The sequence below is a fragment of the Pseudomonas sp. LPB0260 genome, from assembly GCF_013388395.1.
In genome coordinates, this window is the sequence record NZ_CP058247.1 from 2,125,933 (window position 1) to 2,150,047 (window position 24,115).

General features: G+C 56.8%; 31 protein-coding genes, 1 tRNA gene and 2 pseudogenes. 24 read left to right on the plus strand and 10 right to left on the minus strand.

Translation table 11 applies throughout. The features are described 5' to 3' along the window. Positions 1-7: 7 nt before the first annotated feature. From LPB260_RS09315 to LPB260_RS09350, 8 genes and pseudogenes are all read left to right on the plus strand, one after another. Positions 8-658, plus strand: coding sequence for a hypothetical protein (locus tag LPB260_RS09315; protein ID WP_208708400.1), 651 nt, complete (start codon positions 8-10; stop codon positions 656-658). Positions 659-995: 337 nt separating this feature from the next. Beyond that, the gene (locus tag LPB260_RS29340) at positions 996-1,226 is read left to right on the plus strand and encodes a GNAT family N-acetyltransferase (protein WP_371926131.1); all 231 of its coding nucleotides are present in this window, start codon (positions 996-998) and stop codon (positions 1,224-1,226) included. A gap of 560 nt (positions 1,227-1,786) precedes the next feature. Continuing rightward, the gene (locus tag LPB260_RS09325; RefSeq protein ID WP_208708402.1) at positions 1,787-2,218 is read left to right on the plus strand and encodes a hypothetical protein; all 432 of its coding nucleotides are present in this window, start codon (positions 1,787-1,789) and stop codon (positions 2,216-2,218) included. A 513-nt stretch (positions 2,219-2,731) separates the two neighbouring features. Further along, positions 2,732-3,142: a hypothetical protein gene (locus LPB260_RS09330; protein WP_208708404.1), complete on the plus strand. Its 411-nt coding sequence runs from the start codon at positions 2,732-2,734 to the stop codon at positions 3,140-3,142. Between the two features lie 231 nt (positions 3,143-3,373). After that, positions 3,374-4,003 carry a hypothetical protein gene (locus tag LPB260_RS09335; protein ID WP_208708406.1) on the plus strand — a complete coding sequence of 210 codons (630 nt, stop codon included), beginning with the start codon at positions 3,374-3,376 and terminating at the stop codon, positions 4,001-4,003. 82 nt (positions 4,004-4,085) lie between these two features. Then, positions 4,086-4,364, plus strand: coding sequence for an MAPEG family protein (locus LPB260_RS09340; protein ID WP_208708408.1), 279 nt, complete (start codon positions 4,086-4,088; stop codon positions 4,362-4,364). 101 nt (positions 4,365-4,465) lie between these two features. Beyond that, positions 4,466-5,081: pseudogene (locus tag LPB260_RS09345) on the plus strand (hypothetical protein); the annotation flags it as partial. Beyond that, positions 5,078-6,066: pseudogene (locus LPB260_RS09350) on the plus strand (tyrosine-type recombinase/integrase). The pseudogenes LPB260_RS09345 and LPB260_RS09350, both read left to right, overlap by 4 nt. On the opposite strand, the gene LPB260_RS09355 reads toward LPB260_RS09350, so the two are convergent. Continuing rightward, on the minus strand, positions 6,051-6,686 hold the full coding sequence (locus tag LPB260_RS09355) for a hypothetical protein (RefSeq protein ID WP_208708410.1): 636 nt from the start codon (positions 6,684-6,686) through the stop codon (positions 6,051-6,053). The pseudogene LPB260_RS09350 and the gene LPB260_RS09355 sit on opposite strands and share 16 nt — an antisense overlap. Before the next feature lie 618 nt (positions 6,687-7,304). Here LPB260_RS09355 and LPB260_RS09360 point away from each other — a divergent pair. From LPB260_RS09360 to LPB260_RS09375, 4 genes are all read left to right on the plus strand, one after another. Next, positions 7,305-8,021, plus strand: a complete 717-nt coding sequence (locus LPB260_RS09360) for an SOS response-associated peptidase (RefSeq protein ID WP_208708412.1) — start codon at positions 7,305-7,307, stop codon at positions 8,019-8,021. Positions 8,022-8,097: 76 nt separating this feature from the next. Next, a complete protein-coding gene (locus LPB260_RS09365; protein WP_208708414.1) occupies positions 8,098-8,961 on the plus strand; it encodes a restriction endonuclease in 864 nt (287 codons plus the stop codon). Between the two features lie 88 nt (positions 8,962-9,049). Continuing rightward, positions 9,050-10,105 (plus strand): DUF262 domain-containing protein, encoded by a 1,056-nt coding sequence (locus tag LPB260_RS09370; protein WP_208708415.1) that lies wholly within the window; start codon positions 9,050-9,052, stop codon positions 10,103-10,105. 3 nt (positions 10,106-10,108) lie between these two features. Then, positions 10,109-10,735, plus strand: coding sequence for a hypothetical protein (locus LPB260_RS09375; RefSeq protein WP_208708417.1), 627 nt, complete (start codon positions 10,109-10,111; stop codon positions 10,733-10,735). A 152-nt stretch (positions 10,736-10,887) separates the two neighbouring features. On the opposite strand, the gene LPB260_RS09380 is transcribed toward LPB260_RS09375, so the two are convergent. From LPB260_RS09380 to LPB260_RS09390, 3 genes are read right to left on the minus strand one after another with little or no spacing between them, the layout of a single operon-like run. Then, positions 10,888-11,217: a hypothetical protein gene (locus LPB260_RS09380; RefSeq protein ID WP_208708419.1), complete on the minus strand. Its 330-nt coding sequence runs from the start codon at positions 11,215-11,217 to the stop codon at positions 10,888-10,890. A 45-nt stretch (positions 11,218-11,262) separates the two neighbouring features. Next, complete coding sequence (locus tag LPB260_RS09385; protein ID WP_208708421.1) at positions 11,263-11,472, minus strand: hypothetical protein; 210 nt, start codon at positions 11,470-11,472, stop codon at positions 11,263-11,265. A gap of 54 nt (positions 11,473-11,526) precedes the next feature. Continuing rightward, the gene (locus tag LPB260_RS09390; protein WP_208708423.1) at positions 11,527-11,799 is read right to left on the minus strand and encodes a DNA-binding protein; all 273 of its coding nucleotides are present in this window, start codon (positions 11,797-11,799) and stop codon (positions 11,527-11,529) included. Positions 11,800-11,921: 122 nt separating this feature from the next. Here LPB260_RS09390 and LPB260_RS09395 point away from each other — a divergent pair, with 122 nt between their 5' ends. From LPB260_RS09395 to LPB260_RS09450, 12 genes are all read left to right on the plus strand, one after another. Beyond that, a complete protein-coding gene (locus tag LPB260_RS09395) occupies positions 11,922-12,194 on the plus strand; it encodes a DNA-binding protein (protein ID WP_208708425.1) in 273 nt (90 codons plus the stop codon). Then, positions 12,187-12,351: an Arc family DNA-binding protein gene (locus LPB260_RS09400; protein ID WP_208708427.1), complete on the plus strand. Its 165-nt coding sequence runs from the start codon at positions 12,187-12,189 to the stop codon at positions 12,349-12,351. Before LPB260_RS09395 ends, LPB260_RS09400 begins: the two co-directional genes overlap by 8 nt. 39 nt (positions 12,352-12,390) lie before the next feature. Then, entirely contained in the window at positions 12,391-12,723 is a 333-nt protein-coding gene (locus LPB260_RS09405) for a DUF5447 family protein (protein WP_208708429.1), read from the plus strand. Positions 12,724-13,194: 471 nt separating this feature from the next. Further along, positions 13,195-13,554, plus strand: coding sequence for a hypothetical protein (locus LPB260_RS09410; RefSeq protein WP_208708431.1), 360 nt, complete (start codon positions 13,195-13,197; stop codon positions 13,552-13,554). 15 nt (positions 13,555-13,569) lie between these two features. Next, entirely contained in the window at positions 13,570-13,755 is a 186-nt protein-coding gene (locus LPB260_RS09415) for a hypothetical protein (RefSeq protein ID WP_208708433.1), read from the plus strand. Continuing rightward, positions 13,752-13,964 (plus strand): hypothetical protein, encoded by a 213-nt coding sequence (locus LPB260_RS09420; protein ID WP_208708435.1) that lies wholly within the window; start codon positions 13,752-13,754, stop codon positions 13,962-13,964. Before LPB260_RS09415 ends, LPB260_RS09420 begins: the two co-directional genes overlap by 4 nt. Positions 13,965-13,978: 14 nt before the next feature. Further along, positions 13,979-14,221, plus strand: a complete 243-nt coding sequence (locus LPB260_RS09425; protein WP_208708436.1) for a major capsid protein — start codon at positions 13,979-13,981, stop codon at positions 14,219-14,221. A gap of 151 nt (positions 14,222-14,372) precedes the next feature. Then, on the plus strand, positions 14,373-15,734 hold the full coding sequence (locus LPB260_RS29015) for a virulence factor TspB C-terminal domain-related protein (RefSeq protein ID WP_256625584.1): 1,362 nt from the start codon (positions 14,373-14,375) through the stop codon (positions 15,732-15,734). Next, positions 15,734-16,060 carry a DUF2523 domain-containing protein gene (locus tag LPB260_RS09435; protein WP_208708438.1) on the plus strand — a complete coding sequence of 109 codons (327 nt, stop codon included), beginning with the start codon at positions 15,734-15,736 and terminating at the stop codon, positions 16,058-16,060. The genes LPB260_RS29015 and LPB260_RS09435 overlap by 1 nt, the downstream gene beginning before the upstream one ends. A 12-nt stretch (positions 16,061-16,072) precedes the next feature. Continuing rightward, positions 16,073-17,263 carry a zonular occludens toxin domain-containing protein gene (locus LPB260_RS09440; RefSeq protein WP_208708439.1) on the plus strand — a complete coding sequence of 397 codons (1,191 nt, stop codon included), beginning with the start codon at positions 16,073-16,075 and terminating at the stop codon, positions 17,261-17,263. Between the two features lie 140 nt (positions 17,264-17,403). After that, positions 17,404-18,687, plus strand: a complete 1,284-nt coding sequence (locus LPB260_RS09445; RefSeq protein ID WP_208708441.1) for a hypothetical protein — start codon at positions 17,404-17,406, stop codon at positions 18,685-18,687. Further along, the gene (locus LPB260_RS09450) at positions 18,684-19,676 is read left to right on the plus strand and encodes a tyrosine-type recombinase/integrase (protein ID WP_208708443.1); all 993 of its coding nucleotides are present in this window, start codon (positions 18,684-18,686) and stop codon (positions 19,674-19,676) included. Before LPB260_RS09445 ends, LPB260_RS09450 begins: the two co-directional genes overlap by 4 nt. A 2-nt stretch (positions 19,677-19,678) precedes the next feature. Here LPB260_RS09450 and LPB260_RS09455 read toward each other — a convergent pair whose 3' ends face one another. The 6 genes from LPB260_RS09455 to LPB260_RS09480 all read right to left on the minus strand — a co-directional run bounded on the left by LPB260_RS09455 (position 19,679) and on the right by LPB260_RS09480 (position 24,080). After that, the gene (locus LPB260_RS09455) at positions 19,679-20,326 is read right to left on the minus strand and encodes a hypothetical protein (protein ID WP_208708445.1); all 648 of its coding nucleotides are present in this window, start codon (positions 20,324-20,326) and stop codon (positions 19,679-19,681) included. Positions 20,327-20,436: 110 nt separating this feature from the next. Beyond that, positions 20,437-20,513, minus strand: a tRNA-Met gene (locus tag LPB260_RS09460). Between the two features lie 77 nt (positions 20,514-20,590). Further along, positions 20,591-21,691, minus strand: a complete 1,101-nt coding sequence (ychF, locus tag LPB260_RS09465) for a redox-regulated ATPase YchF (protein WP_208708447.1) — start codon at positions 21,689-21,691, stop codon at positions 20,591-20,593. A 39-nt stretch (positions 21,692-21,730) separates the two neighbouring features. Further along, positions 21,731-22,315: an aminoacyl-tRNA hydrolase gene (gene pth / locus LPB260_RS09470; protein ID WP_208708449.1), complete on the minus strand. Its 585-nt coding sequence runs from the start codon at positions 22,313-22,315 to the stop codon at positions 21,731-21,733. Positions 22,316-22,383: 68 nt separating this feature from the next. Beyond that, positions 22,384-23,025 (minus strand): 50S ribosomal protein L25/general stress protein Ctc, encoded by a 642-nt coding sequence (locus LPB260_RS09475; RefSeq protein WP_208708451.1) that lies wholly within the window; start codon positions 23,023-23,025, stop codon positions 22,384-22,386. Positions 23,026-23,138: 113 nt separating this feature from the next. Then, the gene (locus LPB260_RS09480; RefSeq protein WP_208708453.1) at positions 23,139-24,080 is read right to left on the minus strand and encodes a ribose-phosphate pyrophosphokinase; all 942 of its coding nucleotides are present in this window, start codon (positions 24,078-24,080) and stop codon (positions 23,139-23,141) included. Between the last annotated feature and the right edge of the window lie 35 nt (positions 24,081-24,115).

The following is a 24,115-nucleotide window of genomic DNA, read 5'->3' on the forward strand; positions in this document are numbered from 1 at the left end:
AAGGCCAATGAAGACTGTGCTAGCGGTCCTTGTGCTGATGCTTGCTGGCTGTGCGGGGCAAATCACCAATCCCAACGTCGCCGACGTTGATCGGTCCAGCACCCTTTCGGTAGTCGATCGGCGGCCGGAGTCGGAGAAGGAAGCAGAGACGTTTAGCTATTCAATCAGCAACGCTGCGTATGCGACCTATCGTGTGGCTGAAGACGCCGTTTCACCGCCCGGTACCATTCTCCTACGCCATCGTGCGTATGAAAAATTCGGCGCGGCAACGCCGAGCCTTGAACTCGTTGTCCATCATTTTGTTGTGTACTGCAACCTGCAATCAGAGCTTCGCCGTAGCACATTTGGCGGAGTGTTTGCGGGTGCCTTGGGCGCAGTAGTAGTGGGCCAGCTACCGACGACGGTTCCAAATACAGCATGTACATCGGTTGATCGTGCTGGATTCGAGTCGCTAGCATCGGCCGAATACAAACGGGCACTGTACTCGGCGCGAGAAAATCCCAGTCACGCCAGCGTGTATATCGTCTACATAGACGCGGAGATAAATGGCAAACGTGTATTCACTCGAACCATGATGCCGTTTAAAAATGCGGTTGATGCGGACCCTCAGGTAGCTGCCCTAGAGGCGGCTGTTGGATGCCAGCTGTCACAACATTAATAATAGTGAATTACCTCCAGACGTTAGGCGGCGCAAAGATCCATCATGCAGTCGACGGGTAATGTACGAAGGCTCGAAGCAACAGATTGGCTGCTATATAGTCAGCTGCGCCTGCGCGGTCTGACCGAGTCGCCTGACGCCTTCGGCAGTACCCTGGCACTTGAGCAGCAGCGCTCCGCGGAAGAGTGGCAGCGTCGTACGTCCAACGGGGCCGCGTCATCCTCGGATCTTCCCCTCCCGGCTCTCGTGCACAACTATCCTGCTGGACTTGCTTGGGCCAAGGCAGATCCCTCCAACCCCTCTCAGATCAACCTGTTCCAGATGTGGGTCGCCCCCGGTGCACCGAGGCATAGGGCTGGGAAGGCAGCTTTTGCAAGCGGTGATCTCATGGGCGCGAGCGCGCGATGCCACTGCCGTCTGCCTTGGCGTCACGCTGAACAATGGCCCAGCGACGCACCTCTACCTTAAGGCTGGCTTTGTACCAAGTGGTGCAACTGAGCCTTTGCGTCCCGGCTCGGCCTTGCTAGTCCAGTCCATGACGCTCTGCCTTAAAGAAGGGGTTGTCTAACGCTGGCCAGGAGCGGAGGCGCAACGGAGTGTGTTGATTCTGGCTGTCTGCCCATCTCCGACCTCATCCAGGCAATGCTTTCCAGAGAACAGGCTGATGCTGCGGCACATCTCATGAATGGTGTTGGTCGTTTCCCTCTCTCCTGCAACCCCGATAGGCCCGCAGGGTCTGGGTTTCAGCCGGCGCGTGCCTCACCAGTACAGAGTGTTCAGAAACGCTCACCGCATAGTCGTGGCCTATATCAGAGGAGTCCTTCTGTGTGCTGAGGCCAGAGTGCTCAGATTTCATGTGGGATTTATGACTTGCAGGTAGGGTGTTGTTGGCTAGGCTTGTTCCGGTATCCGCATAGGCAGTACTGATTTGAGGATAAATAATTGTAATTTATTGGTGATGTGCCCATAGACAGTGCCAATCGTATTGGCTAATACGATTCACTGTTCAGGTTGCCGTCATAGTCAATAGATGAGGAGGTGTCACTATGGTCTAGCTTGTAAAGGCTTTAAGTGTGAAAGCTATGAACAGGAAGTTTCATTAGCAGTTCTATACGGGATGATAAACTCATGTCTATGTATACCGAAAGCTTTAAGATTGTTAATAACAGCCCTTACTCCTTGACCCTGTTGAATCAGGATAATCAAGGGGATGGGGATTGGCCTAAGTCCATACCTGCCCACTCTACAACGCCTGTCTTCAAGCAGACGGGCCGGTTAAGTATTAATCCAACTGTTACATACGGTTGTGATGGTGCAAGTCCGGCGATTTCGATAACAATGCACTTTTACCTCTGGGGGCTCGATCCGCTGTTAACGGCAAATATGTACATGTCGTTCAGTAATAATGAGCCGTTCAATAATAGCTCAATATACTTGGATAATAATTTCCATGACGGGGCCACCTCTAGCTATCCGCCGGATACCTCGTTGGAAATTAAAACCACGGGCAATGGTAGTTCTACTGGGAATGCAATATTTACGGTGGGGAGCAATAGCTAGTTTTTAAAGCATTTGCTGAGCGGTAGTGGGTGTAGCCTGTGTTGTCTGTCAGTTTTGTCAGTTGCATCCACTTCTTGCAAATAGCCCACTGAAGGAGCTAGCAAATCCGAGTTATCTATATCTAGCGATTGCTGTCCAGCTCCGCTCCGCCGTCAATACGAAGCACCTGAGCGGCTACACCCTTACCCCAGAAGGCCCATTAACAGGCCTTCAGCCTTCCTAGACCCCTGTCTAAACAGAGCTTTCAGAAAAAAGGCCGATGTAGTCACCGTGCCTAGTTCCCTTTTTTCTGACGCTAAGGCATCATCGCGCCGCACTAGTGGCATTATGCCCATCGACCTGCAGGAGTCACGGATGACCTACCGCACCTCAGATACACTTTCGAATACTTCCCCCAACACTCCCTTGATGCTTGCGCTGAGCGGAATGGCGCCTGCGTGCATTGACGATATGACTGCTTCGCTTATTAGCTCAGTCTAAGCATTTCCATCAACTAGAGGGTAGAGGTTCTACATGCTCCAACTGCTGCTTGCTGCTGCGTTTATATTTTTTGTAGTCATCGCGCCAATGGAAAAGGTCATGTTAGCTGCTGTTTCCATATTGCTTATGGTCGGAGTCGCGAAGCTCTGTGCCAAGGTGGTATCTGGATGCTCTCCGTCCTGGGGAGAGTCCTTTAATGCCGTAGCACTCTCTTGCATATTTGCTGTAGTTGCGATGCTGGGGCTGAGTGGGTTTTCGTCAGGCTCTGGTGCGTTTATGTACTCAGGTATCTCGGCACTTGCTGCGCTAGGGGTGTTCTTTTGCTCGTATGTGCTTGGTTTTAGCGTGGCTCTAGGAACAAAATTTGGGCCAAGTGTCATGATTGCGGTCATATCAACTGCGATTACGGAGGGGTTGTTTATTGTCGCTGGGCCGATTATTTAACTGTTATGTTTTAAGTGTTTTGGAGTGCGAAAGTCAGAGGCGTCTAGTGTCCGATACTTGTCGAGGTGCTAGGTGGATTCATGGTTGCGATAATAAGCTTCGTCTTTCCCCGGAGTGCTGAAGCATGGCGGCACCAAACTACAAGAGGTTGGCGAGCAGGAGTGGACTGGTCGTCAATATGTAGTACCCATGGCTTAGGTTAGTCGCTGGGTTTTGGTAAAGAGGGCTGGGATGAGTCGCGTATCTGTTTTGGTATTTTGTGTTTTGCTGCTTTGTGGTTGTGTAACGACCAATGTGTCTAAGAACTACTCACTGAAGGAGAATTCTGGGACTGGGCTTGTTGTTGGCTCCATTACCTATGATGGTTCGTATTCGGGATATGCCGTGTCGTACCGGCGGGCTCCCTCTGAGGCTTCTGGGCGTTTTCAGTCTGGTCAGTCAAATGTGGTGATTCCGTATTTTCCGGCTGGTGAATTTGAGACTATGGGGATCAACGGTAATTTGATCGCTGCTGAACTGCCTGCGGGTGACTACGTTATTGACGCCTGGAGTGTTGGCAGTGGTGCCGCCTTCGTGCGCCCAACAAGGCCATTCTCAATCTTGTTTAGCGTCATCCCAGGCAAGGCGACATACATAGGCAATTTCCACTTCACTCAACTTTCCCGCATGGGCCTAACTGTTACTGGGGCCAAGGTTGATTTTAGTGATAAGCGGGAAAGGGACTCGGATGTGTTGAAAAAGCACTATCCAAATCTATCAACTGTATCGATCGTCTCGGCGGTTGAGCCTGGCCTGCACGTTACTGAGTTGGGAGGGCTTCATCACACCACTATTTCGATAGACGTTCCGATTACATATTGATTGTTCTGTGGGGTAGGTTCTGAGTTGTGCTAGCTGTAGCGAACGTGACCCCGACTCTTGGAATAAATCTATGGTCTTGCACATGACGAACCCAACCATTCTCTACCCCATATTTGCCCTGGCGCTCTGGACCAGCCTGGTTCTGCTGCTGATTCCCATCGCGAGAATGCGGGCAGGCCAGCGACGCGAGATCGTCACCAACGACTTTAAGTACGGTGAGTCGGCCACCGTGCCGCCGCATGTGAGCATTCCCAACCGCAACTACATGAACCTGCTTGAGCTGCCGGTTCTGTTCTACGTAGTGTGCCTGCTGATCTTCGTCACCCGGGGTGCCTCGTCGCTCATGCTCACCTTCGCTTGAGCATTTGTGGCGTTGCGGGTACCTGAGGCGCGAGTGGCTGGCCTGCTGGTTGGTTAAACCTGAGCCTCGGCGCGCTTTTGCTTCTCCTTCTTCCCAGGTGCAAACAGGCCCGCGCCGCGGACAAGCTCGACTACTGGGAAAGCGTCTGGAAGCGCCGTGACAGCTTCGATGAAGGCGACCCGGAGAACTACGATCCGGCGCAAGACGTCTGGCGAGTCGAGCTGCGCTATCACCATTCGATCATCCAGCAGTTCGCCAGCGGGTCTATCGACGTCAAGACGGGGGAGACCATCGACACCCGGTCGTTTGCCGCTTTCTCGGGCCATTTGGACGGCCTATGGCGCTATGGGCCTGGCGCAGTTCAAGTTGCTGGTCCGGCCTGGCTATTTCGAGCCGATCGGGACCCTGATCCGCGATGATGTGCGGGTCGATCTGCCGGTGGACTCGTTGCTCGATCAGACCGAATACAAGCGTTACTACAAGACGAGCCGAGGCTTCTCCGGGAAGAACGTCGAGCTGTTCCTGGGAAACTTCGTCAGCCTGCTGGCAAGGGAGCGGGTGGGCGCAAAAAAGGCCTTTGAGACCCTCCAGCAATGGGACTGCTGGCCGGTGATCCGCGACCACTACGCCGCCAAGGACATGAGCGAGCACGACCTGTACAAGCACATCAAGGCGCTGCTCGAGGAGCGCAATGTCAGGTGGGGCAGGGCGGTATGACCGTTCGCAAAAACGGCAAAACATGGATGGCGGACTTCTATGAGAACGGCCGCACCGGTCGGCGAATCCGCAAGAAGGGCTTCGCGACCAAGTCAGCCGCGCAGCGTTTCGAGTCGGATTACTTCGCGGCGCTAAAGCAGACCGGCAGGCCGCTCGATGATCGCCTCTCCGATCTGGTCACCGTCTGGTATGACCTGCACGGCTGTTCGCTCAAGGATGAGAAGGCCCGGCTGTCTCGGACCATGGCAGTGGTCCAGCGCCTGGGCGACCCTCGCGTCTCCGACTTCGATGTCCTGGCTTGGGCCCGCTACCGTCAGTCACGCTTGAAAGACGCGACGCCCAGCACGGTCAACCACGAGCAGCGCTATCTGTCCGCCGTCTTCTCCGAACTGATTCGCCTGGGCGCTTGGGCGGGCAACAATCCGTTAGCCAAGGTCCGGCAGATAAAGACCGACCAGACCGAGCTGTCGTTTCTGAGCCTGGAGCAGATTCGTCAGCTGCTCGATGAGTGCCGCAGGTCGACGAACAACCACACCTATCCAGTGGCGCTGATCTGCTTGGCTACTGGCGCCAGATGGGACGAAGCGGAGAGTCTGACGCGGGGCGCGATCTTCGGGGGAAGGCGCATTTTCACCGGACCAATAACCGGCAGTCGCGCTCGGTGCCGATACCCAAGGAAGTCGAAGATGCGGTTTTCAAGGTGGCCATGCCTGGGAACGGTCGGCTGTTCATGTCCTGTCGCGCAGCATTTCGTAGCGCCTATGAACGCTGCGGCTTCGATACTCCTGGGCAACTCACTCACATCCTCCGGCACACCTTCGCCAGTCACTACATGATGGCCGTTGGTGACATCCTCAGCCTGCAGCGCATCCTCGGGCATTCTTCGATCACGATGACCATGCGCTATGCACATTTGTCGCCCGATCACTTGGAGTCGGCACTACGACTATCTCCGTTGATTCAGAGTGCTCACTGTGTTCGGTGAGTTACTGCCGCCACAGGGGGATTCCGGCTAACTTTATCGGAGTGGTATCTATAACCACTCCACAAAATTATCGGGTTTTGCCCCGGCGTATCTTCTGCAGCGGCGGTAATTAGGCCGTGTTTTACTCGCCATACGACTAACTTTTTCCCGAATGAATCGGTGCCAAATCTGGCGCCCGGCATCTTGTCGAGGCGTGGGTAGTCGGCAAGCTTTCTCATGAGATAGTCATTCAGACGGTCAAAGCTTCCGGACGCAAATTCGATGCGTACGTTGCTCAGCTTATTCTTGGAGAAAAAGAACGTTACCAGTCGAGCAGGGATGTTGTCATACGCATTGCTGATATGCGCTGAGCACAGGTAGTCATCTTGTGCGCTAATGCGTTCTGCTGGGCCCAAATTGCCATAGCATTTCAACTTGTGGCCGCGAGCCTCATTCTCGCTGATGACTGCGGCTTGGTCTCGTGCAGAGAAATAGTCAGGCGCTTCTGAATAGGTGGGGGTGCCCAAGCGAGCATGCCAGTCGGAAATCGCGTGCTGGTAATGCAGGGGAAGTGTGGGGTATAGGAGTGTTGCGGCGCCATACAACGCGACTACAACGAAGATTGGCTTTAGGAGCTTCATTGCTTTCCTTTTCAGACGTAGTACCACCCATCTTTCCTAGGCGGCTGTGGTTTTAAGAATTAGTGAATAGAAGAAGGGCGGGAGCGATAACGGTTAGAAACGCTAAGCGCTGCTTTTTCCAGGGAATCCAGAGGTATGCGATGGTCGCTAGCGATGTTGCAATATAGAGCAGTAATTTGCTTACTGTTAACGCTACTGCGTAGCAATGCACTGCACTGGCTGGCGCGGGAGGAGGGAGAAAGTAGCATTCAGCTGAGAGCCCAATGAGGGCAAGCCATCCTAGAGCCCCCAACGAGAGAGCGACCCAGCAAATGAACGTGGCGGTCGTTTTCATCGGCATCCTGCCGTATCGATAGGTGTGGGCGCGCCGTAGTCACTTTGTAGTCACTAGCGCCCACAAAAAAGGGCTTACCTTTCGGTAAACCCTTGTTTTGTTTGGTGGCTACGCAGGGACTTGAACCCCGGACCCCAGCATTATGAATCACCTGAGCGGCTACACTCTGAGCCAGGAAAGCCCATAAACCGGGGCTTTCAGCCTGCCTCGGCCCTCGTCAAAACAGAGCTTTCCAGAAAAACAGGCCGATGTAGTCACCCCCGGATTGAGCCCAAGAGGTGCCCATGTGCGGTCGATACGTCAGCCCCGATGAAGCAGCCATGGAGCGCTACTGGCACATCGGCGCGCGAAACTCCGGGCGGTGGATTCAGCGGATCTACAATGTAGCCCCGACCATGACGGTGCCCATCGTCCTGAACAACGACGACGGATCGCCCGAGGTCGTGCCCGCTCGCTGGGGGCTGATTCCGGGGTGGTGGAAGAAGCCCAGCCTGCCAACCCTGACCTTCAATGCCCGCAGTGAAGAAGCCGCCGAAAAGCCCATGTGGCGGCATAGCTACCGTACCCAGCGTTGCCTGATGCCCGCCCAGGGCTGGTACGAATGGAATGCTCACGAATCGGCACGCAGCCCGAGCGGTCGCAAGGTGAAGCAGCCGTACTACATCCATTCCCCTGATGATTCGATGCTGGCCTTCGCCGCGCTATGGTCCAGCTGGCAGGGCCCGGATGATCAGCAAGTCTTGTCTTGCGCACTGCTCACCACGGAAGCGGCGCCGTCCGTTCATGCCATCCACAACCGCATGCCCGTTGTCCTGGCCCCGGAGCAGTTCGACCTGTGGTTGTCGGCCAGTCTCTCGACTGACCAGGTTGGCCAAGTGGTGGCCCAGGCTAGGCATGACCTCATCGCCCACCCGGTCAGCACAGAGGTCAACAACACCCGTAATGACTACCCTGAATTGTTGCACGCCGTGGAGCTATCCACCGGCAATGAACCGCTCTAGTTCCAATGTTTCAGCCTTTGCGGCATTATCCGGTAACGCTAATGGCCATGTGCCAAGGAACAGGTAGGAACCAGGGATGGCACGTCGCAAGAAAACCTCGCCTTTTGAAGACCTTATCTTCATCGCCAGCCGTTTGCCCTGGTGGGTAAGCCTGCTGATCGCCTTGGCCGCAGGGCTGTACTTCCACTCTGTTGCCAATACCCTGTCGCCTACAGCGATAGACCATAAGAATTTTGGCCCTGCCATCGCCGGTCAGGTGTGGCGCAGCCTTGCTCTGTTCCTTCAATACATCATTCCCATTGCCTTTGTGCTGGGCGCCATCGGCTCCATATTCGGCCGAGCCAAGCGTCGCAAGCTGATGGAAGACGTCGCCTCCGCCACCAAGCCGGGCAAGACCCTCGACGGCATCACCTGGCAGCAGTTCGAGCAACTGGTGGGCGAAGCCTTTCGCCGGCAGGGTTTCACCGTCACCGAAACTGGCGGTAACGGCCCGGACGGTGGCATTGACCTGATCCTGCGCAAAGGCAGCGAGAAGCACCTGGTTCAGTGCAAGCAGTGGCGCTCACTCAAGGTTGGTGTTGCCGTGATTCGCGAGTTCTTTGGTGTGATGGCGGCAGAAGGGGCGGCTGGCGGTTTTGTCGTAACCTCGGGCACCTTTACTGATGAGGCCAAGACCTTTGCCAGTGGCCGCAATATTCGCCTGGTCGAAGGCGCCGAGCTCAATCGCTGGGTTGCGGCATCCCGCAGTACGCAAAACAAGCCTCCAGCAGTTACTCCAGTTCCAATAAAACCACTCCAACCTCAGCAGGCACTCGCGCCCAGTTGTCCGGTGTGTAATTCCGTCATGCGGAAACGGACTGCGAAGCGTGGCGCTAATGCGGGAAATGTGTTTTGGGGCTGTGTACAGTATCCTAAGTGTCGTGGAACGATTCCGGGTTGAGGGCTTCTGAGTGATTAATAGCCTACCTCTATAATGTTTCCGATATCGTGTGATTCAGTCCTTTGCCTAAATTTAGTGGACGACGTAAATGAAGAATTTTGATTCGCGCACTTACAGTATTAATGACTTCATTGAATGGCATGAGAATGGTCAGCTTGAATTGTCTCCTAAGTTCCAGAGGCGATCTGTGTGGACAGATACGGCCAGATCCTACCTCATGGACACAATTATTGATGGTAAGCCGATTCCTAAAGTTTTTATTCGTCAGAAAATAAACCCGCAAACCAGGAAATCTATTCGTGAAGTTGTTGATGGGCAGCAGAGATTAAGAACTATTCTGTCTTTTGTCAAGGATGGGTTTGTAATTAGTAAGCGGCACAATAAAGTATACGGTGGTCTCTATTTTAGTCAGCTGGATGGTGTTGATGACGATATCCAGTCTCAAATACTTAATTATGAGATTTCTGTCGATTTATTAGTGAATATGTCGGACCCCGATGTTCTTGATATATTCAGTCGATTGAATTCTTACTCTGTGACGCTAAACGAGCAGGAAAAAATAAACGCCAATCACTTTGGGCCATTTAAACGACTGGCTGACAATGTTGCTCATAAGAATAACGCGTTCTGGATCGATAATAAGATAGTTAGCGAGCAGAATGTTCTGCGCATGCATGATGTTCAGCTGACTGCGGATCTGCTAATCGGTATGGTTGAGGGGGTGCGCAGTAAAAAGCAAATAAGGAAATATTATGAGCAGTATGAACATGAGTTTGAATATGATACTGATGATTTAGAAGCTAGATTCCAGTCTGTAATAGATATTATTAAAGAGCTTTTTGATGATAACTTCAAGAAGAGGGAGTTTAGGCGGCCGCACGTTTTTTACTCCCTCTTTATGACTCTGTATCACATGCAGTATGGAGTTGAAAATCTTTCCTCCCCAAGGGTAGATATGAATCGTATTGGGTATGCGCGAATCTCTCAGAATCTCGAGCGCATTGATTATATTTTTGAAGAGGAGGATAAGCAGTTGTTGAGCCGAGATGAACGGCAGTTTCTTGAAGATTGTCGCCGGGCAACTACAGATACAGCGGTGCGCATCAGGAGAAGTGACTTCATAGCTGGGGTCATTGCGGGGTAGGTTATGTCGCTGGCTGATACGCTTTCCGAATTCAGAAGGGGGATTGCTCTAACTAATAGTTTTGTATCTATGGCTTATGAGCGAGACCAAAATGGGAATGATTTATTTGATGATGTAAAAAAGGATTTTGTTATTTCTTCATCCTTTCTGAAAATGTTTATATATTGGGAGTCTTTTTTGGAAGACTCTTTTGCGAAGTATCTTGCGGGCGAGTTGTCAACTGCGGGGACTCCTGCTCCTGGAATTGTTACTCCTGCAGATAAGCAGCATGCTATAAAAATTTTAGTGGGGACTCAGAAGTATGTGGACTGGGCGAATCATGAGATTGTAAGGAGGCTTGCAGGTATATATTTGGTTGATGGTAATCCACTTCTTACAAATCTATCGTCAATAGCAAGTGAGCTATCGGATTTGAGGACTATTCGGAATGCCGCTGCTCATTTGAGTAGTTCTACACAGGCGCAGTTGGATGCCTTGTCAACAAGAATACTAGGGCGCACTCAAAGAAGTACGACGGTCTCGGGTTTGGTTATGCAGTTGCATCCGGGGGACGCATCAAAAACTGTGCTCCAGTATTATCAGGATATGCTAGATATATGTGCAGACAATATTGCGGCAAATCGAGTGTGAGACTACGTTGTCTCTGTAAGTGAGTAAAGGGTTTGGTTATTGTGCTTATAGGTTGTAGTTATATTGTTTGGTTCTTTATTGTTCTTCAATGCTGCAAGGTTGAGTGCTCTCCTGAAGTGCTCGGGCATATGTCGCAGTTTTATGGGGATAAGTCACCATGTTTTCTCGCGTAGCCCTTCAATGCATTCCTTCACATCATCATCAATGACGTTCCCAGGCTTGATGCACTCTTTCATGCTCTTGCGGGTGCCGCGATTGGCTTCCCGCTCGCGCTGATCCTGCATCCTGAGGTTGGCGCGCGCACCTTCGGCCATCGGGCCTTTGCCGCCGGCCATGATCTCAGTGAAGGTTCTGCTTACGCTTTTACTGAATGCTTCCGCATAGGGGGTAACGGCTTCTGCCGCCTGGGTAGCGACGGGCTTTTCCTCATCGGCAAAAGCGGGCGCTGCCAGGATGAGTAAGGCGATAAGTGCTTGCTTCATGATGTTGCTCCGTTCCTTCGGAAATACCGCGACTCGTATGCCCGCCTAGGGTTGTGGCAAGGCTATGGTCATGCCGCCCAGCAGTGCGCCTACCGAAATCAGCCAGAGCAGGGTGCCGATCAGGCTCAGCACGCTGCCGCCGACGATGATGCCCAGGGCGATCTGCTTCCAGAGCCCCGCATATTGGTTAGGCTGATGCCGTCTGAAGGTCGGCGCCTCGCGCTCGGCCCGGATGTTTTCAAAGCTCTCTTTCACTCGATCTCTCCACCTTTCGGGCGTACCAGCGCTTAGTCACTTCCGTTGTGATTGCTATCCCGCGTTTTGACCGATCAAGTTTCGGTTGGCCTCGTCGTAGTCCGGGCTTGTTTGATCATTCTCTGGCATGACCTCGCCTGTAATCAGCCACCACCGGTAGCGTGGGAATACACGGCCGAGAATCTCGATCTCGTTGGCTCCTATCCTTGCCTTGCCTCGTTTGATGTTCTGCCAGCGGACGTATTCCGTCCCCCCGCTTTCCGCCAGCTCTTTCAAGCTCGCGCGTTCGAGAAGTTGAAGCCCTCTATCAGAAATGCCTTCGCTCATTAAAAAATGCCATGAATGTTCTATGTACACTCTGAGCCATTTGGGTACTATGTACATGTGTATCTAGTACATATTTTGCCGTGAAGGGCACAGCCATTTCGCCGGATTATAGGGGCTTTTACATGGAACAGTCTGGAGTAGTGGGGTTCAACGCACAGGGAAACGCAGAGCGCATCACCGACTTCCGTGATTCGCCTTTTTGCTCCCAGCTGGTTTTCGCCGAAATGCTCGGCATCGAAGACGTCACTCAGGACGTGGTGCGCGGGTGGGTTGAGTCGCAAGCCATCCCGACCGTGAAGATCGGCCGCCGGCGCGTGATCAACCTGCACCGCATCCGCCGCGACCTGGAGAAGGGCAAAACCATCTTTTGCGCCGGGGATTACGCCGATGAGTAGGGCAGATCAGCAATTCAAGCTGCGCATGCCGGCATCCGTTCGCGCTCAGTTGGAGCAGGCCGTCAAGCAGGCCCGCCGCTCTCTCAACGCTGAAATCGTCATCCGCCTTGAGGCGAACTTCGCCCAGGGAGAACCAAAGCAGGAGGCTTCGCTGTGATCTACGCCATTTCCGAGCGCCCAGGCGAGGGCATGACCTATGAATCAGTCCAGCTACAGCCACAAGCCGCATGCCGAGAACTGCGCCTGCTCTGTCTGCTGGTCCAAGGCCGAAATGGCCAGGTCCGATCCTTGCCCATCCACACCATGCGCCCTATGCCGCCGCGCCTCTGCGCTGCCGATTCGCGTCATCAAGATGGGCTTCGTAGCTGGCGCCTGGAAAGTCCTGCTCTCGGACTGGGCGGTGACACCGGCCTTTATCTGCGAGAAACACACGCCACCGCTCCAGCCGCCGAAGTACTGGCGCGTTGTGCAGGACAGCGGCGCCCCCATTCCATCGCTGCCGCCAGTGGATCTCTTCTATGACTTCTGAACAGATCGCCCTGCTCATCTTACTGGCGCCGGCTGCCTATATCGTCGGCCACGGCATCACCCGTTACCTGTGGCGCGAGTGGCTGGCCTGCTGGTTCGTCAAACCCGAACCTCGGCGCGCTTTTGCTTTTCCTTCTTCCCAGGTGCAAACCCGCTTTGCCCAAGGCCCGAGTGGGGCCCCACGTGTGGGGTCGAGGGCTGATAGATATCCACGGGCGCAGCCGGTGGGTATCTGTCCCAGGCAACGCGGGTTGCGCATCCATGCCCCGATCCCCAGCCCGCCCCGACGATGGAGCGGCTGACCAGCAGCCCCAGTGCTGACCCCGTAACAGCTCAACGCAAGACCCGGCTTTAACCCCCGGCAAGTCGAGATAACCCAGTAGGCCGAACTTCACAGTTCACCTGCTCGGGATCGCTCGGCCTGCTGATAGGCAAACCGCGCAATAACGCGCAACTCAACGAGGAAATACCAATGGCACGTTCAACTATGGAAGTTGCATTTCTCGGCACGCAGATGACCCAGGTCGATGACGCCAAATACGCCAAGATTTTCTATGGCGATGAACCGGACGGCAAAAGCGAGCACGGTCTTTCCATCATCGGCATGGCCATCGCCGAAGACGTGGCCGATGAAGTCTTCGCCGCCGGCGCCCAGTTCGACCCGCTGCAGAAGGTGCGTATCACCTTCGACGTAGCCCGAGGCGGGCAGAACAAGGGCAAAAATCTCGCCCTGCACATCGAAGCCGTGGACCCGCGCCCGACCACCCGCCAGACCCCGGCCAGCCCGCAACGGCCGGCCCAGCAGCCGTCGCCTGACGCGGCCAAGAGCTAAGGGGGAGGGCAGACCGTGCTGATCGTCGATCGCGTCATCTGCGACCTGTGCTTGGGCGACATGGGCCAACTGCACCACCAGCCCGCGCCCCAAGCCGATCTGCTGGCCGATCTGCGTTTGGCCCCGGCCTTCACCGTCTGCCCGGATTGCTGGGACTCCAGCGAAGTATCAAGCCCCGTGTTGATTGAGGGCGGGGCATGAATTTCCTGGCCTGTGAGGGCGACTGGTCGAAGGGCGCAGCTGGCGAACCCATCTGCACCGGCGCCTTGGTCTCCCTCACCCGCGAGGAAATGCAGGGCCTTAGCGGCTCTGCACTCACCTGGGATCAGGTAAGCGAACTGCAAGGCGAGGTCATCACCTTGTTCGCCCTGGCGTTTGGCTTCCTGGTCCTGAAAAAAGTCCTGAAATAGCGAGGTACACCACGATGAAACACCTGAAAACTCAGCTGCAGAACGTCGCGTCCGGCTTCGGCCGCCGCTCCCGTCAACTGGCTACCGGCGCTGCCGTTGGCTCCCTGGCACTGGCCGGCTCGGTGCACGCCGCCGTACCGACTGAAGCCACGGCCGCGCTCGATACCGCGGGTACCGACGTCGGCACCATCGGCTGGGCCGTGTTCGCCGTACTGATCGCCGCCATGGCCTTCAAGTACATGCGTCGCGCCCTGTAACCCGACCACACCGCACCTCACCAGTGCCGAAGCAAACCAACCCCGCTCCGGCGGGGTTTCTCTTTCAGGAGGACGCCATGGACTACCAACTGTACGTACTGCTGCTCAGCACCCTGGCGTTTTACCTCGTGTTCTTTGGGCGGGTTTGAATATGGCCGCTATTAGTCGGGTTTTATTGATTCTTGGCCTGTTGATATCGTTGTGCTGGGCTCAGGGGGTTAGTGCTGCGGATTTCTACTGGCAGCGCCCAGGCTATCCGCGCCAGGAAGCTACTCCTTCTGCTCTTTGTAATTACTACCGCACCACAATTGGACAATGCCAATACAGCGAGTGTTCTGGCGAGTTTGTCAGCAACAATACATTCAAGCTGGTTAAGCAGGCAGACACTCAGTTCAAGTGCGAATACTATTCGCAGCCGTCCAACTTTCAATACGGTTCTGTCGTTGCGGTGCGCGGTGGTGACTCGTGCCCGGCTGGCGCTAACTACAACTCCGCCACTGGTGCATGTGATCCTGCCCCTGTAGAGCCGCCACCATCGCCTGACGATTGCTCAACCAAATCCGGTCAATCTACCTCCTGGTCATTGCTGCGGCCTGATACCAACGGCCTCGGCAATATCGAATATGGCTGCTCTGATAGTTGTCGTATTTCCCTTGGCACCTCCACCTGTGCCGCTACGCCTGATGGGGCTACGCCTGGCATTTGTTATGGGACCGGCACCTTCACAGGCGCTGCTTGTTCTCCTGGCGATGAGCCCACTGGCGGTACGCCTCCAACCGATCCCAACAACCCCGACGATCCGCCGCCGCCTAATTGTGGCGACGGTTACAGCTGGTCTGGCACAACCTGCGTTCCGTCGGACGGTGGCAGTCCTGGCGACGGCGGCGACCCGTCCGACCCCTCTGATCCGTCGGACCCTGGCGATGGTGGTGATGGATCTGGAGATAGCGGTGGCGGTGGCGGTGGCGGTGGCGGTAGTGGTGGCGATGGTCCCGGTGATGGAAGCGGCGACGGATCGGGTGATGGATCGGGCGATGATGGCGGAGAAGGAGACGGCGAGGATGAAGGCGCCTGCGATCCCAAGACCGACCCGAACAAGTGCGGTGAAGCCAGCGTCGGTGGGGAAAGCTGCGAAGGGGTTCTGACCTGCTCGGGTGACATCATCCAGTGCGCCATCCTCAAGCAGCAAAAAGAGCTGCGCTGCCACGTCGAGAAGCAAGACGACTTCGCCAAGCAGAAGCCTGAAATCGAAGCGCTCCTGCAGGGTGACAAATTCAAGCTGCAGGACGGCGGCGAAATCGAACTGCCGTCCTTCATCAACCAAGGCACCCGCTTTCTGCCTTCCAGCTGCCCCGCGGCGGAAAGCTTCTCCTTGACGACTGCTGGCGGCCGTACGTTCGCCATCAGCTACGAACCCCTGTGCAATGTCGCCAGCGCGCTCAGTCCGTTGTTTCTGGTGGCTGCCAGTGTCTTTGCCGCTCTCTATGTCGGGCGCTCCGTAGGAGGTCAGTGATGCAATACCTGTTCATCGCCCAGTTGCTCATCATGATCGTCGGCCCCTTGGTAAAGATGGTCCTGCGCATCCTGGGCTTCGGCTTCGTCACCTATTTTGGCTTCAACCTGATCATTGGTCAGGCGCAGAGCTACGTATTCGCCCGCATGGGCGAAGCCGGCCCGATCATTCAACAGATTCTCGGCCTCGCCAAATTCGATGTGGTGATCAACATCTTCTTCGCCGCGATCGCCACCCGCTTCATTTTGGCGGGCATCGACAAGGCCACCGACCGCAAACGCAATCAGGTCTGGCACAAGCCGGGCGGCACCTCCATCGACGCCTAAGGGGAGCGAGCCATGCTCTACATTCGCACCGGTAAACCGGGTCACGGCAAGACCCTCAACACCATCCGCGAAGTCGACCAGAAGGCCCATAGCGAAGGCCGGGTGGTTTACTTCCACAACATCAACGGCCTCAAGCCTGAGCAGCTGCAAGCGCCCTGGTATCCCTTCGAAGATCCCGAGAAGTGGTACGAGCTACCCAATGACGCCATTGTCGTGGTGGATGAGGCCCAGGGATGGTTTGGCAGTCGTGACCCTCGTCAGCGCCCTCCAGAACACATCACCCGCTTCGAAACCATGCGTCACCAGGGCCATGAAGTGCATCTGGTCACCCAGGACCCGCGCTACCTCGATGTGCACCTGCGCCGCCTGTGCAACGGCCATGTCCACTACTGGCGGGTATTCAAATCCCAGCAACTGCTGCGCTTCGAGTCCGAAGCGGTGGTGGAAAAGGTCGAAGTGAAAACCAGCTTCAAGGATGCCGACAAGAAATCCCTGCGCCTGGATAAGCGCTACTTCACCGCCTACACGAGCAGCAACGCCAAGCACCACTTCCAGACCAAGCTACCGACCAAGTTCATCATGGCCGCGCTAGTCATCCTTGCCGCTGGCGTGCTGGTCTATCGCGCCTACGACCGCTACGCAGATGCCAAGACCGACAGCGGAACCCAGGCGGCCACCGCTACCAGCTCGGAAGCCGGGGGCGTGGTCGAACAGGTCAAGTCCACGGTGGGCGCGTTCATCACGCCGGTCGGCGCACCTGAGCAGGCCAGTCCGGAGCAAACGGTCGCTGGCTATTTGGCCAGTCGCCTGCCTCGGGTGCCCGACCTACCGTCCTCGGCTCCAGTCTATGACCACCTCACCGCTCCAGTCTCCCACCCCAGGCTCTATTGTCTGTCCAGTAGTGACCCCGAACTGGTGGCCAGAAGGCCGCCGCAGACGGTGAAGGATGGCGTGTCCTGCCAGTGCTACACGCAGCAGTCGACCAAATACCAGACCTCGTTCGACTTCTGCATCGGTGTGGCCCGGGATGGTTATTTCGATCCGACCGTTCCTGATCGCCAGCCAGCGGAAAACCCAATGCTTGCCCAGGCCGAACCGAGGCCATCAGCCCCAGTGCGCAATCCCGCTGCTGCGGCTGAGGGTAAGCCATCAGGAATCACCGTGACGCGTATTCCCTATGAGAAAGGCGAGTTCCTATGGTGACTGCTCAGCGCCTTCGCTCGGCGCTTTTGGGCGCAGGCGCGAGGGACGAGCGCCGCGCCAAAAGCGCGCGCTGACGTTCCTGTAACACGTCAGATAAACAGAAGTGAACGACCAGACTAAACCAGATTGAAGGGTGTGAAATGGCCAGAGCAAAGGACTTCTCCCGCATCGATATAGAAACCGGCTTGGAGAATTCGAAAAGTCGTCTTTTCGTCGATCCGGGCCATATGGGCTTCGTCGACCTGTCCGGCGTTCGCCTGCTGCGCTGTGGCGTCGATACGGTGCGTCAGCTGTACCGGGGCATGATCCGCCCGGAGATCATGGCGCTGTTTGAGACGCCGGGCGCCATGGTCGATTTTGCCGGCCAGCGCTGGCACTCCGGTCGCGTCGGCCGTGATTCGGGTTACCAGTACAAGCTGCAGAACGCCGACCTGGGCATCATCCTGTTGGTGAAGAATTTCAACTCCAAGCTCGATAGCATCGGCCCCCATCTGAAAATCGAAGTCTCGCCTCACGCCATCGACGCCTTCTCGCCCGAGCGTCTGCAAGAGCGCCTGGACTACTACGCCGACGCCGTGCTGACCCATCTGGAAATGAACCAGTGCGCGGTCCATCTGGCGTTGGACCTGCAGGGCTGGACGCCGCCTGCCGATCTGGTCGCCCGGATGCACTGCAAGGCGCGCACGCACCGCGACATATCCGGCATCAATGAAGTCCATTGGTCCACCAAATCCAGCGTCTACGGTCGCGGCGAAACCTCCATGTTCGGTTCCGCCGGTGGCGTTCAACTGGCCATCTACAACAAGACCGAACAGGCCCGCGCCACCGACAAGCTCGACTACTGGGAAAGCGTCTGGAAGCGCCGTGACAGCTTCGATGAAGGCGACCCGGAGAACTACGATCCGGCGCAAGACGTCTGGCGCGTAGAGCTGCGCTATCACCACTCAATCATCCAGCAATTCGCCAGCGGCTCTATCGACGTCCATACGGGGGAAGCCATCGACACGCGCTCCTATGCGGCGTTTTCGGGCCATCTGGACGGCCTATGGCGCTATGGCCTGGGGCAGTTCAAGTTGCTAGCCCGTCCCGGCTATTTCGAGCCGATATGGACCCTGATCCGCGATGACGTGCGGGTCGATCTGCCGGTGGACTCGTTGCTCGATCAGACCGAATACAAGCGTTACTACAAGACCAGCCGGGGCTTCTCCGGGAAGAACGTCGAGCTGTTCCTGGGAAACTTCGTCAGCCTACTGGCAAGGGAGCGGGTGGGCGCAAAAAAGGCCTTTGAAACCCTCCAGCAGTGGGACTGCTGGCCGGTGATCCGCGACCACTATGCCGCCAAGGACATGAGCGAGCACGACCTGTACAAGCACATCAAGGCGCTGCTCGAGGAGCGCAATGTCAGGTGGGGCAGGGCGGTATGACGGCACGCAAGGAGGGCAAGACCTGGACTGCTGATTTTTATGAGAATGGTCGTACCGGGCGCCGTATCAGGAAGTATGGATTCCTAACCAAGTCGGCGGCTCTGCGCTACGAGTCCGACTTCTTCGCGTCAATGAAACTGACTGGCAGGCCGCTCGATGATCGCCTCTCGGATCTCGTCACTGTTTGGTATGACTTGCATGGCTGCTCGTTAAAAGACGAAAAGGCTCGCCTCTCGCGCACTCTCGCTGTGGTGGAGCGCCTGGGTGACCCTCACGTATCTGACTTCGATGCCCTGGCCTGGGCTCGCTATCGCCAGTCACGCCTGAAAGATGCCACTCCCAGCACGGTCAATCATGAACAGCGCTACCTGTCTGCCGTGTTCTCCGAGCTGATCCGCCTGGGCGCATGGTCGGGTATCAACCCTTTGGCCAATGTTCGTCAGATCAAGACCGATCAGACCGAGCTGTCCTTCCTGACCCTGGAGCAGATAGGCCAGCTCCTTGAGGAGTGCAGGAAGTCGACGAACAACCACACCTATCCGGTTGCCCTAATCTGCTTGGCAACTGGTGCGCGTTGGGATGAAGCGGAGAGTCTGACGCGGGGTGCGATCTTCGGGGGTAAGGCCCATTTCCATCGGACGAAGAATCGGCAGTCTCGCTCGGTGCCGATACCCAAGGAAGTCGAGGACGCCGTGTTCAACGTGGCCATGCCTGGGAACGGTCGGCTCTTCATGTCCTGCCGTGCCGCATTCCGTAGTGCCTATGAGCGCTGTGGCTTCCAGACGCCGGGGCAGCTAACCCACATCCTTCGTCATACCTTCGCCAGTCATTACATGATGGCGGGAGGGGATATCCTCAGCCTGCAACGAATCCTCGGCCACTCCTCGATCACCATGACCATGCGCTATGCGCACTTGTCGCCGGATCATCTGGAGTCAGCGTTGAGGCTTTCGCCTCTTGCGCAAAGCGGAGCCTTCCGGGAGGACTAAGGTCAATGAGCTGCGGTGACTACGATTGGCGGCAGGCAGTCGATGTATTGCGAGTAGATCTCTCGTACGGGCGTAATCACTGTAATGTCGCCTGTGTGCATCGCCATCATAACTGCGGTCATGTGGCTCAACCCATTTGAATTCTTGACCACCTCGATGGCTAGCTCTACGGGAAAGCCTTCGGTGTGCCTCTTGAGTGGATGAATGCCCCCATGCACAAAGGAGTTCAGTGCATTGAGCGATACGCTCTTGAACTCAATGAGTTTGAGGTAGGCGTGGTGTGCTGACTCAATCGCCTGCAGCCTTCCAAGCATCTCATTCAGCCCGGGTAGCTTCTTCGCGGCGTGCTCACTTTCGGCGCTGAGTGGCTGGCAGAGCTGCTCGATTACCTTGTCGCTTGCGCAGTAAAGTAGCCACAGAGCTCTAGTCAGGGTCTCGTACTGAAGCCTGAGCAGGCTAGTTGCACTATTCGCATGGCCTCGGGCTATCAGGGCTCTTAAACCTTCTGCATGCTCCTGCGATAGTGAGCACATACAGAAGCTTGCTTCCACTCGCTCTGTTGGGTAGGGCTTAGTCCCGAGAAGTAGTCTGCTGTAGGCACGATGAAATTCGGCGGACCGGGAGAGGATTTGATCAAGCTCGATCGTCATTCCGTTTACTCAAGCGCCTGATAGGAGCGGCGGTGGTCGGAATGTAGTCTGTTTGTAGTCTGCCGGACAAACAAAAAAGGGCTTAGCTTTCGCTAAACCCTTGTTTTGTTTGGTGGCTACGCAGGGACTTGAACCCCGGACCCCAGCATTATGAATGCTATGCTCTAACCAGCTGAGCTACGTAGCCGAGTGGCGCGCATTATTCGCGGAAGGCGGGCTGCTGTCAACCCTGTTTCGCGAAAATTTCTGCGCGCGATCAAGCGCTTAGACGTTGAAGCGGAAATGCATGACGTCGCCATCCTTGACGATGTACTCCTTGCCTTCCAGGCGCCACTTGCCGGCTTCCTTGGCCCCCGCTTCGCCCTTGTACTGGATGAAGTCGTTGTAGGCGATGACCTCGGCGCGGATGAAGCCTTTCTCGAAGTCGGTGTGGATCACTGCAGCGGCCTGCGGCGCGGTGGCGCCGACGCGAACGGTCCAGGCGCGCACTTCCTTGACCCCGGCGGTGAAGTAGGTCTGCAGGTTGAGCAGTTCGTAGCCGGCGCGGATCACCCGGTTCAGGCCGGGCTCTTCCAGGCCCAGGGACTCGAGGAACATGTCCTTCTCCTCGCCGTCTTCCAACTCGGCGATTTCCGCTTCGATCTTGTTGCACACCGGGACGACGATGGCGCCTTCCTCGGCGGCGATGGCGTTGACCACGTCGAGCAGCGGGTTGTTCTCGAAGCCGTCTTCGGCGACGTTGGCGATGTACATCACCGGCTTGCTGGTGAGCAGGTGGAAGCCCCGGACCAGTTGCTTCTCCTCGTCGCCCAGGGTCTTCAGCAGGGTGCGCGCCGGCTTGCCTTCGCTGAAGTGCGGGATCAGCTTCTCCAGCAGGGCCTTCTGCGCCACGGCTTCCTTGTCGCCGCCCTTGGCGTTGCGCTGGACTTTCTGCAGCTGCTTCTCGCAGCTGTCGAGGTCGGCGAAGATCAGTTCCAGCTCGATGATTTCGATGTCGCGCTTGGGGTCGACGGTATTGGCCACGTGGATCACGTTGTCGTCCTGGAAGCAGCGCACCACGTGGGCGATGGCGTCGGTCTCACGGATGTTGGCGAGGAACTTGTTGCCCAGGCCCTCACCCTTGGAGGCGCCGGCGACCAGGCCGGCGATGTCGACGAATTCCATGGTGGTGGGGATCACCCGCTCCGGCTTGACGATGGCCGCCAGGGCGTCCAGGCGCGCATCGGGCATGGGCACGATGCCGCTGTTCGGCTCGATGGTGCAGAAGGGGAAGTTCTCCGCGCTGATCCCGGCCTTGGTCAGGGCATTGAACAGGGTAGACTTGCCGACGTTGGGCAGGCCGACGATGCCGCAGTTGAATCCCATGGTGTGTTCCTCGCGGAGGTGAATTCGGTGGGGAGAAGGTCAGGCTTTCTGGCTGTGCAGTTGCTGCATGGCCTTGGACCAGTCGCCGGCGAGCATTTGCGGTAGCACGCCGAGGGCGAAATCGATGCTGGTATCGAGCAGTTCCTGCTCGCTGCGCGGCGCGCGGCCGAGCACGTAGCCGGAAACCATGCTGCTGTGCCCGGGGTGGCCGATGCCGAGCCGCAGGCGATAGAAATTATTCTGATTACCGAGCTGGGCGATGATGTCGCGCAGCCCGTTATGTCCGCCGTGCCCGCCACCCTGTTTGAGTTTGGCGATGCCGGGGGGCATGTCGAGTTCGTCGTGAGCCACCAGGATCGCTTCCGGGGGGGTGCGGAAGAATTTCGCCAGCGCCGCCACGGCCTGGCCGCTGCGGTTCATGTAGGTGGTGGGGATCAACAGGCGAACGTCGCGGCCCTGGTGGCTGAACTTGCCCACCAGGCCGAAATACTTGCGATCGACGCTCAGGTTGGCGCCCTGGCTGGCCGCCAGGCGCTCAACGAAAAGGGCCCCCGCATTGTGCCGGGTCTGGTCGTATTCGGGGCCGGGATTACCCAGGCCAACGATCAGTTGTACGGCGGTCATGTCAGGAGCCCTTTAGTGAAAATAGCCCGGCCACCGAGGTGGCCGGGCTGTTTTCGGCGGTGCGAGGGTTACTCGGCAGCGCCTTCACCTTCTTCGTCTTCGACTTTGCTTTCAGCTTCGTCTTCTTCCTTCACCACGCGGGAAGCGTGGATGTTGGCCACGGCCAGGTCGTTGCCGTGAGCCAGTGCCACCAGCTCGACGCCCTTCGGCAGGGTCAGGTCGGACAGGTGAACGACTTGGCCCAGCTCGACCTTGGCCAGGTCAACTTCGATGAACTCCGGCAGGTCCTTCGGCAGGCAGGAAACTTCCACTTCCACCAGGGTGTGGGAGATTTCGCCGCCGCTCTGCTTGACGCCGACTGCGGTTTCTTCGTTGAGGAAGTGCAGCGGAACGTGAGCAGTCAGCTTCTGGCCAGCGATCACGCGCTGGAAGTCGGCATGCAGGACGAAGCCCTTGGCCGGGTGACGCTGCAGCGCCTTGATCAGGACGCTTTCGTTGCTGCCGGCGACGTTCAAGGTCAGAACGTGGCTGAAGGCCGCTTCGTTCTCCAGCAGCTTGGCGAAGTCCTTGGCCAGCAGGCTGATCGATTGCGGGGCTTTCTCGCCACCGTAGATTACGGCAGGAACCAGGCTGGCGTTACGACGCAGGCGGCGGCTCGCACCTTTCCCCAGGTCGGAACGCACTTCGGCATTCAGGGCAAATTCAGTCATTTCATTTCTCCAAAATAACCAAACCGTCCTTCACGCTTGCGACCAGCGACCGGACGGTTGGGCAAAAAGCCCCGCTCGAGGCGGGGCGCATTTCGTTCAGCGGTGATTCCGGGTTAACGGAACATCGCGCTGATCGATTCTTCATTGCTGATGCGGCGGACCGCCTCAGCGACTACCGGTGCGATATCCAGCTGGCGAATACGCGAGCAGGATTGCGCGGCGGCGGACAGCGGGATGGTGTTGGTCACCACCAGCTCGTCCAGCACGGAATTCTCGATGTTCTCGATGGCGCGACCCGACAGCACGGCGTGCGTGGCATAGGCGAAGACTTTGGCGGCGCCATGTTCCTTCAGGGCCTTGGCCGCGTGGCACAGGGTGCCGGCGGTGTCCACCATGTCGTCGACCAGGATGCAGGTGCGGCCTTCCACGTCGCCGATGATGTGCATCACCTCGGAGTGGTTGGCCTTCTCGCGACGCTTGTCGATGATCGCCAGGTCCACGCCCAGGGACTTGGCCACGGCGCGCGCACGCACCACGCCGCCGATATCCGGGGAAACGATCATCAGGTTGTCGAAGCGCTGATCTTCGATATCGTCGACCAGTACGGGCGAGCCGTAGATGTTGTCGACCGGGATATCGAAGAAGCCCTGGATCTGGTCCGCGTGCAGGTCGACGGTGAGAACACGGTCGATGCCTACAACGGTGAGCATGTCGGCCACTACCTTGGCGCTGATAGCCACGCGGGCGGAGCGCGGACGGCGATCCTGGCGGGCATAGCCGAAGTAGGGGATGACAGCGGTGATTCGAGTGGCCGAGGAGCGGCGGAAGGCGTCGGCCATTACCACCAGTTCCATCAGGTTGTCGTTGGTTGGCGCGCACGTCGGCTGGATCAGGAAGACGTCTTTACCGCGGACGTTTTCGTTGATTTCAATGCTGATTTCGCCGTCGGAGAACTTACCGACAGAGGCATCGCCGAGGGGGATGTGCAGCTGACGAACAATACGTCGCGCCAGATCGGGGTTAGCGTTCCCCGTAAAGACCATCATCTTGGACACGCGCAGTACCTGCCGGCTGAGGGTATACCTGGATG